The sequence below is a fragment of the Flavobacterium sp. genome, assembly GCF_004211145.1.
In the GTDB taxonomy this organism is placed as follows: Bacteria; Bacteroidota; Bacteroidia; order Flavobacteriales; family Flavobacteriaceae; genus Flavobacterium.
In genome coordinates this window covers 1-13230 of the sequence record NZ_SEBS01000019.1, presented here as the reverse complement: position 1 = coordinate 13230, position 13230 = coordinate 1, and the positions used below count along the sequence as shown (strand labels likewise).

General features: G+C 42.0%; 12 protein-coding genes. 9 read left to right on the top strand and 3 right to left on the bottom strand.

Annotation, left to right across the window (positions count from 1 at the left end):
- The first annotated feature begins 253 nt into the window (after positions 1-253).
- Complete coding sequence (locus EOO50_RS10275) at positions 254-442, top strand: DUF3606 domain-containing protein (RefSeq protein WP_290839819.1); 189 nt, start codon at positions 254-256, stop codon at positions 440-442.
- Between the two features lie 14 nt (positions 443-456).
- Positions 457-3138, top strand: coding sequence for a DNA ligase D (gene ligD, locus EOO50_RS10270; protein WP_290839817.1), 2682 nt, complete (start codon positions 457-459; stop codon positions 3136-3138).
- 170 nt (positions 3139-3308) lie between these two features.
- Here ligD and EOO50_RS10265 read toward each other — a convergent pair whose 3' ends face one another.
- Positions 3309-3641, bottom strand: a complete 333-nt coding sequence (locus EOO50_RS10265) for a hypothetical protein (RefSeq protein WP_290839816.1) — start codon at positions 3639-3641, stop codon at positions 3309-3311.
- Positions 3642-4098: 457 nt separating this feature from the next.
- On the opposite strand from EOO50_RS10265, the gene EOO50_RS10260 reads away from it, so the two are divergent.
- Entirely contained in the window at positions 4099-4713 is a 615-nt protein-coding gene (locus EOO50_RS10260; protein ID WP_290839814.1) for an AraC family transcriptional regulator, read from the top strand.
- A gap of 516 nt (positions 4714-5229) precedes the next feature.
- Entirely contained in the window at positions 5230-6930 is a 1701-nt protein-coding gene (locus EOO50_RS10255; protein ID WP_290839813.1) for a family 16 glycosylhydrolase, read from the top strand.
- 102 nt (positions 6931-7032) lie between these two features.
- On the opposite strand, the gene msrA is transcribed toward EOO50_RS10255, so the two are convergent.
- Positions 7033-7524 (bottom strand): peptide-methionine (S)-S-oxide reductase MsrA, encoded by a 492-nt coding sequence (gene msrA / locus EOO50_RS10250; RefSeq protein ID WP_290839811.1) that lies wholly within the window; start codon positions 7522-7524, stop codon positions 7033-7035.
- Between the two features lie 513 nt (positions 7525-8037).
- On the opposite strand from msrA, the gene EOO50_RS10245 reads away from it, so the two are divergent.
- The 4 genes from EOO50_RS10245 to EOO50_RS10230 all read left to right on the top strand — a co-directional run bounded on the left by EOO50_RS10245 (position 8038) and on the right by EOO50_RS10230 (position 10256).
- Positions 8038-8436 carry a hypothetical protein gene (locus EOO50_RS10245; RefSeq protein ID WP_290839810.1) on the top strand — a complete coding sequence of 133 codons (399 nt, stop codon included), beginning with the start codon at positions 8038-8040 and terminating at the stop codon, positions 8434-8436.
- Positions 8437-9151: 715 nt separating this feature from the next.
- Positions 9152-9448, top strand: coding sequence for a hypothetical protein (locus EOO50_RS10240; RefSeq protein WP_290839809.1), 297 nt, complete (start codon positions 9152-9154; stop codon positions 9446-9448).
- Between the two features lie 271 nt (positions 9449-9719).
- Positions 9720-9962 (top strand): type II toxin-antitoxin system ParD family antitoxin, encoded by a 243-nt coding sequence (locus EOO50_RS10235; RefSeq protein WP_290839808.1) that lies wholly within the window; start codon positions 9720-9722, stop codon positions 9960-9962.
- On the top strand, positions 9963-10256 hold the full coding sequence (locus EOO50_RS10230; RefSeq protein ID WP_290839806.1) for a type II toxin-antitoxin system RelE/ParE family toxin: 294 nt from the start codon (positions 9963-9965) through the stop codon (positions 10254-10256). It abuts the gene before it with no gap.
- A 1186-nt stretch (positions 10257-11442) separates the two neighbouring features.
- Here the strand turns inward: EOO50_RS10230 and EOO50_RS10225 are convergent.
- A complete protein-coding gene (locus EOO50_RS10225) occupies positions 11443-11763 on the bottom strand; it encodes a hypothetical protein (RefSeq protein ID WP_290839804.1) in 321 nt (106 codons plus the stop codon).
- A 503-nt stretch (positions 11764-12266) separates the two neighbouring features.
- Between EOO50_RS10225 and EOO50_RS10220 the strand changes: the two genes are divergently transcribed.
- Positions 12267-12821 carry a hypothetical protein gene (locus tag EOO50_RS10220; RefSeq protein WP_290839802.1) on the top strand — a complete coding sequence of 185 codons (555 nt, stop codon included), beginning with the start codon at positions 12267-12269 and terminating at the stop codon, positions 12819-12821.
- The last annotated feature ends 409 nt before the right edge of the window (positions 12822-13230 follow it).

Below are 13230 nucleotides of genomic sequence, written 5' to 3'. Positions count from 1 at the left end.
ATTTTTCAGGATACTTAAGGTAAGGATAATTCTTATTATGGTCAATAATAAAATTTGCAACGATTGTTATAACAACACAAATTCCTTCAGATTTGTGTCACACCTGACTAACGCTATCGTGATTTTGACTCTAATTCTAAAAACAGCATGGTCACAACTTTAAAAATCATACAAAATTGCCACGGTAAATCGCAACGCGCATGGCTTGCACATTTTTTAATTTAGGACATTACAACATTAAAAACCTTATATCATGGCCGATAGCAAAACGAAAACAGGAAAACCAGACCGCAACAAAGTAAACGGTTCTGAAAATTATGAAATCCAGTACTTCAAAGACAAACTTGGCGTAAGCGGACAAGCAGTCGCAGGCGCAATTCGCGCGACAGGATCAAACGACAGAAAGGTGCTTACTGACTATCTGAAGAACAAAAAGAAGTAGTTTGCAACGACATAATGGCACTCGAAAAGTATAAGGAAATACGAAATGCATCTTTAACGCCCGAGCCGTTCGGAGGTAAAGGCGATAAGGATGTTTTGCGTTTTGTAATCCAGAAACACGCTGCGTCGCATCTGCACTATGACTTTCGATTAGAAATGGAAGGCGTGCTTAAAAGTTGGGCCGTACCGAAAGGACCGTCGACCGATACTGACATCAAGCGCCTTGCTATGATGGTAGAGGATCATCCGTACGACTATCGAAACTTTGAAGGCATAATCCCGAAAGGGCAATACGGCGGAGGAACGGTCATCGTTTGGGACGAAGGAACGTACGAACCCATAGAATCAGACGCGACAACCAAGAAAGAGCAGGACAAGCAGTTGCTGCATGGGTTGCATAGTGGCAAAATCAAATTTAGGCTTAAAGGCAAAAAACTGAAGGGCGAATTCGCATTGATCAAAGCCCATGGCCGGGGCGAGAACGGTTGGCTGCTTATGAAGCTCGAAGACAAATACGCATCGATCGACGATATAACCAAGAAAGGCAAATCGGTCATTTCAGGAAAAACTTTAGACCAGGTCGCGGCCGATTTCGAAAAGTCGGAGCCTTCGTCAAAGCTAGTCTCCAGACAACGGAAAATAAAAGAAGCAGTAAAGCATGACGAGGAACCTACAAAGGAGTTGTTGCTTCAAGCCGACGCCCTTTTAAAGAAAGGCAAACCATCAAAAATTCCAAACCAAATCAAGCCGATGCTAGCCACACTGGCAAACGAGCCTTTCGACGATCCGGCCTGGACGTACGAAGTAAAATGGGACGGTTACCGCGCGATAGCGTACATAAACAACCAAAATGCGGAGCTTTCTTCGCGCAACAACAAATCATTTACTGAGAAATATTATCCAATCGTGAATGCGATGAAGCAATGGACGATCAACGCAATTCTCGATGGTGAACTATTGGTGATCGGGAAAGACGGTAAAGCCAACTTTAGCGCACTCCAGAATTGGAGAAGCGAGGCCGACGGTGACCTTGTATATTATGCTTTCGATTTGCTTTGGTATGAAGGTAAAGAAATCACAGGCTTGCCGCTCCTGGAAAGACAGGCGATCCTCAAAGAAATTTTGCCCACGAACGACGACCGTATTCGATTGAGCAAAGTGTTTACGGCAAACGGACTCGACTTTTTCGAGGCGGCAAAGAAAATGGGCCTTGAAGGGATAATGGCGAAAAGATCCGATTCCGTTTATTCGCCCGACAGCCGATCAAAGGCATGGCTCAAGATAAAAGCAAACCAACGCCAGGAAGTGGTGATCGGAGGCTTTACCAAAAACGAAGGCAGCGCCAAAACGTTTAGCTCGCTGTTGCTTGGTGTATATGAAGAAGGAAAACTGAAATACGTGGGTAAGGTCGGAACAGGCTTCAATGCGAAAACCCAAAAGGAAATGATGGAGAAGTTCAAGCCTCTCGTCATCAAAACGAATCCGTTCCTGACGGAACCCGACATCAACAAACCGTCACGTTTCAATCCGAACCCTCCCAGGGCTACCGCAACCTGGCTAAAACCTGAACTTATATGTGAGGTAAGTTTCACCGAGGTTACGTCTGATGGCGTTTTCAGGCATCCCTCGTTCGAAGGCATGAGAACCGATAAAAAAGCAAAAGATGTCGTGATGGAAACGGCGACGGAAACCCAAGAAATCGTTGAGACAAAACACAAATCAACGTCGCCAAAAAACGATTTGCTCAAAGCACCAAAAAATGGCGGTCGCCAAACCTTGTTGAATCCCAACGAAGAAACGCAGGTCAAAAAAATCATTGGACACGATCTCAAATTTACGAACCTGAGCAAAGTGTATTGGCCTGAAGATGGGTTCACGAAACGCGACATGTTCAATTACTACTATCAGATAGCCGACTACATACTTCCATACCTTAAAGACAGGCCGCTTTCGCTCAACCGTTTTCCAAGTGGGATACACGGCATGAGCTTCTATCAAAAAGACGTAAAAGGAAAGGCGCCGGATTGGGCCAAAACCTTTCCATATACTACAAGCGACGGCGAGGATAAAGAATATCTGGTTGGTGATGACCTAGACACTTTACTATGGATGGCATCTTTGGGTTGTATCGAGGTAAACCCATGGTTCAGTACCGTACAACATCCTGACAATCCTGACTATTGCGTGATCGATCTCGACCCAGACAAAAACACGTTCAACCAAGTGATACAAGTGGCACAGGAAGTAAAGAAAATCCTCGACAGTCTCGGAATCCCGGGTTATCCCAAAACATCAGGATCCACCGGCATGCACATTTACATTCCGCTGGGCGGTAAATACTCGTACGACCAGTCGCAAATGTTTGCCAAGCTGATCGTTACCCTTATTCACAATCAACTCAGTGAGTTTACGAGTATGGAAAGGCAAATAAAGAATCGCGATGGCAAGATGTATCTCGACTTTTTGCAGAATCGTCCCGGAGCCACAATTGCCGGGCCCTATTCGCTTCGACCGAAAGTCGGCGCGACGGTCTCGATGCCGCTCCATTGGGACGAGGTCAAACTTGGACTTACGATGAGGGATTTTACGATTACGAATGTCGTGTCGCGAGTACGAGAGGTTGGCGATCTATTTGCCGGGACAATCGGGAAAGGAATCGATATGGAAAAAGCACTCGTGAAAGCGCAGGCGTTTTAACAATAAAGTTTTGGAATCTCGTTGTTAAACTTTTAAGAGCGAAGTAAAATAACGGTATTTTTGCTACGTTATCCGTAACAAACACATTTTAGAATTGGGCTTGCAGGCGCCATCCTGCAAGCCTTTTTTTTTGCGGCTAAAAATTTGCCTCTTACCTATTTCAGTTCAAATCAATTTTCTGGACTTTTTGCAGGCATCGGATTTTGCGGCTGTTTGATGCGTTTTGTATTTTCGGAATTAAAATTTGTTCCGGGCTCATCCAAAGTCGACGATGAAGTCGTATCTCGCTTGACAGTAACACGGGATTTTTTAGACGATCTCAAAGCAGCATTCGACTTGATTTTCTTAATATTTGCAACGCTGTCCTCTTTGAGCTTTTCAGATTTTGAGGTCCGCTCAGGTTGCGCATTTTGTCCTGTGGTTTTCGTCACCAATGTATCGACCTGAGCCGACATCGCTGTCCATCCGAAAAGCATTGCCAATGTAAATAGTATCGCCTTCATAGTACTTGAATCAGACATCAAAGGTCGCACGATAGGTTGGTCGGATAATTATATTTAATTGATTTACCATGGTAAAATTCACAAACTATTACCATGATGCTCCGCAAAGAGGTTGCAGCTCGCAGGCTGCGAACCTTAAAATTCTTATTAACATAACGAATAATAAGGCGTTGCCTACGGTCTTAAAGAAGAATAGATGAATTGCATGGCGTTGCATCATGGCGCAACTCAATTATAAATACTGTTTAATATCTATAGCCGAAAATTCACCGAACAAATAATGTTGTTTAAAAAATATTGTGAATTCGTGGACTAAAGTTAATCTCCCGCCAAAATCGAAACATCTCAAATCGTGAAGTCGTAAATTAGAGTTCCTATAAAATAGGAGCGGCAGGAATATCAATAAATAGTGGAACTTACATAACTGTAATTTTTGCTATTTTTTTTTGGCATAAACATGAAAGTTAGATTTTACTTCGACCAGTCTGTCTTACGTGCGCGTATCTTAAAAGATCAATTGGACCTTTTAGGCATAAATTATAAGGAAGATGAATATGGCGTGCCTGAACTTGCAAGCAAACCAAATCCTGACGACCAGAGGGAATTAAGCCTCGCATTGCAGCGATATGGGTTAGAGATTCTCGAGAAGCCGAACAAATGCTTCGTACAACGAGTCAAGGATATAATTGTCCAGGAGATCGAATCTGAGAAACCACCGCGAAAGACACTGTCAAGTGTGTTGTGTGATGAATTCGGGTGTTCCTATACACACATCGCGTCAATGTTTGTAACGGAGACATTGGTGACCATTGAAAAATTTACATTACTGATGCGCATTGAAAAAGTAAAGCAGATGATAACGGCCGGCGAAATGACTATAAAGGAAATTTGCGACAGGCTACATTATAGCAGTTCGGGACACCTTTCAAAGCAATTCAAAAAAGTCACGGGGCTGACAATTACCCAGTTCAAAAACATCTCAGCGAGATGGCTCGAAAATGCCTCACAAGTAAATTACCATACGCTTTCTAAAAACGCAATGGCATCACAAAGGGATAAACGCTTGAACTGAAAAGTTTTCAATACGACGATCCTGCGCAATTGCGTCTTTTAAACTTCGATATGTATTGGCGAACCCTACCAACGACAGCTACATTTGTACGTGAAATGGCACGTTACAAATGCAGCGGTCTCAACTTTGTCGTCGGTAAGAACGTGATGCGAAGCTACTAATTTTCTTACTTTTTTACAACCAAATTCTATTTTCAGGAAACTTTTCATTCGTGCTTACACTCCCTAAACTTTGCGCGTTACTCCTTTCACAATTCTATTTTTGAAACTATAAACGGTCTCGCATATTACTCCCCAAACTCTGCACCCTGCACCTTGCACCCTTACCTTTATATTACCACAACAAAGACTCTCCCAATCCTGTTTCAACGGGCACAACACTCGTAAAAAGTCGCCCGGAGTCCGATTATCCAACTGTGCAGTTTTTGTGCGACGCAATAAAAATATTTTCGTGGGCAAAGCGCTACATTGCAGCGTCGTCCATTAGTCGCCGAATTAAAATCGAAACCCACGAACCATGCTCAAAAATACCCGATTCCTAATCCTGACTTTATTTCTCATCACCATCCCGAATTGCCTCGCGCAGGTTGATATCGTATACAACGATCTGGTCTGGTCGGACGATTTTACTACGAACGGGCCGGTCAGCGCCACGAACTGGTTCCATCAGACGCAATTGCCAAACGGGACGGGTTGGTTCAACGGTGAAGTACAGCACTATACCAATTTGCAGAGCAACTCGTTCGTAGATGCGGGCCTGTTGCATATCGTCGCCAAAAAAGAAAACTATACGAGCCAAGGCGTCACGAAAGCCTATACATCGGCGCGGTTGAACTCCAAGTTCGCATTCAAATACGGTCGCATCGATGTCAGGGCGAAACTTCCCGTCGATTCGGGAACCTGGCCCGCGATCTGGATGCTGGGCAAGAACGTGAACGAGCCCGGAGGTTATTTTTCGTCGGCGTTCGGAACCACCGACTGGCCGGCCTGCGGAGAAATCGATATCATGGAACATGGGATTTTCCCGTCCCAAACCGTAGATTATGTACAGAGCACCTTGCATACGCCGTCATCGTTCGCGAATTCGGTCAACCACGGAGGCACGATGGCTGCAAACCTTGCGACCGAATACCATGTATACTCGCTCAATTGGTCGCCTTACCAATTATCGTTCTTGCTTGACGGCGTCGTGTATTATACCTATAATCCCGCCGTCAAGAACGACAGCACCTGGCCTTTCGATAAGGAACAGTACTTGTTGCTCAATATCGCTCTCGGCGGCATAGCCGGAAACCTGAACGCCAATTTCGATGAGGCATCGATGCTCATCGATTACGTGAAGGTCTATCAAAATACAGCGAGCGATACACAGGCACCGACAAATTTTACGGCTTCGATCGGGACCGTAACAAGTTCATCGGTGGAAATATTGGTGAATGTGACCGACAATTCGGGAAGTGTGGGCTATGAGGTCGCTTACGGCGCGTCGTCGGTGTCTTCGGCAGGAGCTTCGGGCGTACAAAAATCGATCGTCGTTTCAGGACTGTCGCCGAATACGACGTATAATTTTCTCGTGTCGGCAAATGATCAGGCAGGCAACCAGGCGGCGAACAACGCGATTCCGCTCGCGGCAACTACGCTCGCACTTACACAATGTAGCGGCACGTCGTCGGCTGCACAGCAAGGTAGTTTTACCGTTGGCTACACATATTCGTTCCAGACCATAGGGTCGAATGTGCAAGTCACGATTGACCTGCTCGATACCGATAAAGTCGGGCTTGTCGCTTTCTTATGGAACCAGAATCCGTTCGGCGAGGTTCAGATGACAAACGTTTCAGGCAACACATTTACCGTTACGATTCCGGGACTTACCGCGGGTACGACAATCAACAAGGCTGTTAAGTTCGCATTCGCGGGCGGGTTGTCGGTTACACCGTATTTCAGCTATGTGGTCGGCAATGACTGCTCGCTGGGCGAAGATGTCGTTACGTCATCGGCTCCGGTCTTGTTTCCGAATCCTGTCGACGACATGCTGAACCTGCGATTGCCCGACGAACAAAATACCGTATTCGTGACCGACATTGCGGGACGCCTCCAAGTAAAGGCGCAAGTGAAGGCTTTCGATACGCTGGACCTGAGCGCGTTGAAATCGGGGATTTATTTCATCAGGATCGAGAATTCAAACGGGAGCCGAACGTCGAAAATAGTTAAGAGATAAAGCCGAGTCAGGTAAAACGAATCGGTCAAATCCAAGATTTCAATACAAACGAAAAGCCCTCCGTATGGAAGGCTTTTTTTATTTGTCTATTGTCTTTTCCGACTATAAAAACGTGTCGAAGCGTTCCCAATGGCACGTATATCCGTCGGGTTTTTTGAGCAGATAATCCTGATGATAACCTTCGGCCGTCCAGAATCTCGTGAAGGGTTCCAACGTCGTTACGACTGGCCCGTTCCATTTATTCGATGCGTCGACGATTGAAATAACTTCTTTCGCGTCAATCTCTTCCTGCTCATCCTGTATGAAAATAGCCGAACGGTAACTCGAGCCCCGGTCGTTGCCTTGTCGATCGACGGTCGTCGGATCATGAACGCGGAAAAAATAGTCGAGGATTTCCCTGAACGAGGTTTTGTTGCTATCGTATGTGATTTCAATTCCTTCGGCATGGCCCGGATGGTTCTCGTAGGTTGGGTTGTCGTTGCTGCCGCCGAGATATCCCACTTCAGTATCGGTCACGCCGGGACGTGTCCTGAACAATTCTTCCATACCCCAGAAACAGCCGCCGGCGATATAGGCTTTTTTTAAATTTTCCATAGTTGTCGTGTTGGTGTAAAGATACGATTATGGGATTGTTGGGATTTGTAAGAAAGTGTTATAATGTTGTTGGATGTTGTGTTTTTTTGGATGATGCGTTTCGAGGATGACATTTAAATTTCGGGAAATTTACGCACATGATTTGCGCTTTTGAAGGGGAAACTTTTATTGTTTTATTTCTATAATTTTTAAGGTTCGTGAGATAGTGCAGCGCTTGTATTGTTGTTTCAAACGCTTCGCATTAGCAGCGCAAAAATCGTCGCTGATGGACGTTTTGTTTTTGTGATACATTTTGTTTCCAGATGGACGTTCGATGCAATCCGTTAGAAACTGATACTCTTTTACAATTCACGAGAAAAGTTGCAAGATCGCACTAATACTTGTAAAGTTTTATGACCAAAAATCGAATGCTTTCTCGACTGCATTTCTTCACCTGCACATTCATTTACTAAGCACCGGCAAATTTTACTGGAATATTTTTACCTTTAATCAGAAACCAAAATTTTTAACATCATGAAAAATTTACTTAGCAAGACATTTTATGTAGCACTATTTGTATTAGCCGGAATCGTTTTCCAGATCAGCTGCTCAAATTCAGATGACAGTTCCTTACCCGCGCAGACGAATAAAATTGTATTTTACAAAGGAAACGCTACCGAAAATGGGTTTTACACATCTAATTATGATGGAAGCGGACAAACATTGATCCCTGTCACTTTACCATCTACGATTTTTCTGACTACAACAACGGCTTCTCCGCACCTGTCTCCGGACGGACAAAAAGTATTTTTTGTAGGAATCGAAACTGCAACCAATTCGCAAAACATTTATTCATTCAATATTGACGGTTCCGGTTTCCAGGAAATAATAGACAGTGAAAGTGGGATTATCGCTTTAGGAAACGCTAATTGATTTTGAAGTCAAACTGAAGTGTAACAGCGCATATTGTTGCTTGTTTTATAAATCGACACATCTTTTTCCTTACTTTATTTTGTGTTCCGCAATGAGTACAACCGCCGCGCACAATGAACCTTCGCGAATGGATAATAATTCCTGCAAAAGAACTGGACATCTAATGGACAAACAGCTTCACAAAAATAAAAACCTCGAAATGTATTCGCTGGCAATTTGCTGCTTGTTCCTCATTGCCGTCTTTGCCGATTACGCGACCGTATTCGATTTTCAGAAGGACAAGATTTCAATCGCGCTGAGATTCATAATCTTGGGAATAGTCGTTATCTGGAGTATCACGAACTCAATTGAAATATTTGTTGACGCTAAAATGCAGGGTTTAAAAAAAGCATTATGGCTCACGATCAGCTCGGCTCCCATTCTTTTCATCTTTGGAGTTTTATTGTACTTGTCAATTTTCTAGATTGAAATAATTTCGAATATGCGATAACGTAACAATTGAAACATGGATTCCACACGTCGCCGATTTAGGTTGCTGCGGTACATGCAATTAAATTATAGATTTCGGAAACTAAAAAATGGTGAATTCGTTTCCATTTATCGAGTTTGAAATTTATACTCTTTCTTACCTTCGGTTATAAAAATGCCAATTGGTATATCGCCGCGACAGTATTGAGCGATTGAACATTGCACTACGTCCGAAAAAAAAAGTCACATGAACACAAAAAAGATTTTAACCGTTTGCCTCTTTTCGATTGTCCTTCTTAGTGCGATTTTGCTCACAATGGCGCTGCGGATGGGGACAATCGCCAGTTATGAGAAGCTCGCCAATTCGCATGTCAATAGGGTAGCGTCTAAATTGCAGGATAAGGAATCGATTGCGTACACAATGCGTCTTGGAGAAGTCGATAAAAAAAATTTCAAAAAAAATGTCGATGCATCAATTGCCTCGGGTGTAATAGCGTTCCTTGCTTTATTCTTATTAATACAGGAGATCAAATCGAAAAAATGAGACTCGCATACGCAAAGTATCTTCGGTCGGGCAGCGTAAAATCAAATTGAAGCGACCTAACGGCGAGTCGACTAGTGAAACTTAGTAAATCGTAATGAGAAAAATACTGTGGGTTATAGTGTTGTCAATTGGGATTTTCCACACAAACCCATATTCTCCAATATTCATCTTCAACGAAAAATCGTATAAGCGTGTTATGTGAGATTTCAAAAATCACGAAAATTGCAAAGATTACCATTTTTTGGTAACTTGCAATTATATTTTTGAAATCATGGGAAAGAACACATCAATTTCACTCGGTAACCATTTTGAAAGTTTTATCGAAAGCAGCGTTACTAACGGACGCTTTAATAATGCGAGCGAAGTAGTGCGCGCTGGATTGCGCCTTTTAGAAGAAGAAGAAAACAAAGTAATTAATTTACGAAAAGCAATCCAGGAAGGTATTGACAGTGGAATTGCCAAAGATTTTGAACCAAAGAAATTTCTCGAATCTTTAAAGTCGAGAAATAAGTAGATGGCAAAGTATCACTTTACAATTAGAGCAACTGAAGATCTAATTGATATTTGGAATTACACAACCGAAGAATGGTCGGAAAATCAAGCCGAGAAATATTATAATTTAATCATTGCGTCCTGTACGGATTTGGCAAATAATCCACAACTTGGGAAGCCATATGAAATTCTATCCTTAAATGTATTTGGTTATAAATGCGGTCAGCATATTATTTTCTTTCGGGTAATTTCAAATAATGAAATCGAGATTGAGAGAATCCTTCACGGAATGATGGATTTGAAAAATAAATTATAGAAACCTCACGTAACAGCGCATCTTGCCCAATCGCTGGTTTCAGGTAAGTTGAACGTGCTTTTTCCTTAAGTTCGTTTTCGCTCGGCAGAGATTACAATCTCCGGAAGACCGCGACAGCCAAGATGTGCGAAGCGATATAATCAATCCGAGGCAAGTCGAAGATTTGTAGAGTAAAATTTTAAAGGAAGGCCAAATTACACGGTAAGCGGCTCATTTTAACATTGCCGCGATGATTAGGACGTTATATATGGTGTTGAATACAGGCTCAAATAAATCATGGTTGAAGTTAAACTTTCATTTCCGAATAACTCAGATAGCGCCGTCTACGTCTATCGGGATGGAATAGCAATTTACCAGATGGAACGCGATTTTCTATTCGGATCTGAAAAAATCGCACGAATATTTCAACAGGATAAATTCCTTCTTAAAGTATCGGACTTTTTCCTCAACATAAAAATCCACGAGCAAAGTTTAGAACCCCGGATTACATTAAAATCGAACACTCTTTTTTCGGCAAACTTTCGGGCGGCGCAAGACAATATACGGGTTACTCAATACCACTTGATCTGGCTGATCGATAAGAGAAAATACGTAAAGATTTTGTGGAACTCTGAAAAGATCGGAACAGTATGCATCGATAAAATCCTCGATCCAAACGGCTTACATTTCACTATGCATCTGGACACGGACGATGAACACAAAATCAACTATTCGATCCTGTGCTTTTTGATGACGCAACTAACCACGAATATTTAAATTGGCGGGAAACGATTTCAAAGGGACAAGTTTCGTTAACTTTACGTATGAAGATGATAGCGTTTCAACTTGCCGAACTGCGGATGTCGGCCGAAAATTAACGGAAAGCAATCCAATCCAATTTTAATATCAGTGCAAAATGAACGAAACTAAAATACCTTACTATCTCGTAATTGCTGCGATCTGCGTTTTTGTGCTTGGACGTATCGACTTGAGCCATACCGTTTTTGACATCAATATCAATTCCGGGTTTTACATCTTAGGTTTGCTCTTTTCAGAATTCTATTCGATCGTCTTATTGGCCATTGCCGCTGTTTTGTGGTTCGTCAATCGATCGAATTTAGTAGTAGGCAAACTTTATAAAAACGTTCATTTCTTTGTAACCGTCGGATTGATATTCTTCATTGTGCTCACCAATTTATACTTGAAGCTAACCGACATTTCTGACGGTGATAATTTGACCAGATACGCTATCTTTTACTCGTTGCTGATTTTGACCCTGCTGGTTCAACCCGTTTATCTTAAGTTTTAAAAAGAGATAAAACCTCATCTGCCTTTCCTCCGACCATGGTTCTTTCAACTCTCCATGGCATAAAAAATAACAAGTTGTGCTACCGTTCCATCGAGCAAAAAAACGCGCTCCGAAAGAGGGCAATCCAAAATCAACATTCATGATGATAAACTGCAAATTCTTTCTTTTTCTGTTTGTCACAGCTTCGATAGCGTCGTCAGCGCAGACTAAATCAAACACGTCGACAAATTGGATTGAAAATCTTCGTGAATTCAGAAACGCTTTATACCAAAATAACAGGTCATCGACAAAAGCATTTTTTGAATTTCCGATAACCGATGGAAATGAGATCTGGTATTTCGCCTATTCCGACAGTGATGCCGTACCTGAAAAGATGGGCGATAAAAAACCATTCACCGAAACGGATTTCGATAAATGTTTTGGAAAATTATTTACGAAACAATTCATTGACTGCTTTTTAAAAATTAACACCAAAAATCTATCGGACGAAGGCGCGAGTGAAAGTTCTGAAATCAAAACCGATTCTTCCACTTACAAACTTTATGTGACTTTTGACAAAAAAGAAAGAATAGTCGAATTGAATTTTGCGACGACCTATAAAGTCGACGATGAAAACGAGATCGGAGAAACGAATTATATTTACTTTTTTAAGATTTTGAATAACGGACGAATGAAATTTTTGAAATTTTTTATAGCTGGTTAATAAACTGCGGTAACATATTATGAAAACAATGGTAAAGACAATTTTTCTATTTCTGGTTTCACAAATTTCCCACGCACAGGGTGTAATGGATATTGCCCTTAAAAACAAACCGCTATTAATCGAAGAAAGTGCGTTTGAAATCAAAGAAATAATGAGCTCTTTAAATGTCACGTTTGTGAATGAAGAATTTCACATCATAGACAAACCACTTCTCGATGACTTAAAACTTCAGTCGGAAAAAGAACAAAAATCTTCTTGGAAAAAATCTGATTTTAAAAATAGGATCCTGATTCGGCAAAACGAAAAAATAAGCCTGGATTCTATCAAAGAAGTCGCTAATTCACTGAATAAAGAACAAAAGAAACTTTTAACAGAGCAAATTAAAAGTTACAATGCAAACGAGGTGCTTTACCGCGGTTTTCCGATTAAAATTTCAAAACCGGTTTATTCATCAGATCGAAGGTTTGCAGTCGTCGGCTTCAGCAAAGGAAACAACGGTGGCGAAATCGTGTTGTATAAGTTAGTCGGTGAAAAATGGAGAGAGGAAAATGTATTGAAAAGATGGGCTTATTGAACGGGATGGTTCGCAACATCGGTATGTGACGTATTAATACCTCCACGCGAAATTTCGCTATTATAAATGCCGTAGCCGATTTTACGGTATCAACGAGTTACATTTCGTTTGAAAAAAATAATGTGTAACGGAATTTGTTGCAATTTATTTTTTGAAGAAGTTTTGTGACAATAATCGTTAAAGTCAAGTCCTACAGAACTTTAAATCATATATCCAAAAAGGAAACTGCATGGATAACGGCCTCCGCTGGCGAGAGCGTCCAGGTCGTGCCTTCCTTTTCTTCTTCAAACACTTTACAATCGATTCGCCTGCCGGAACTTAAATTATACAATCAGGATTTGTCTCCAACCTTCTTTTGTCTCGCAACAAAAGAAGCAAAAATGCGTAGCGCCAAGTTTCCCAGACGACC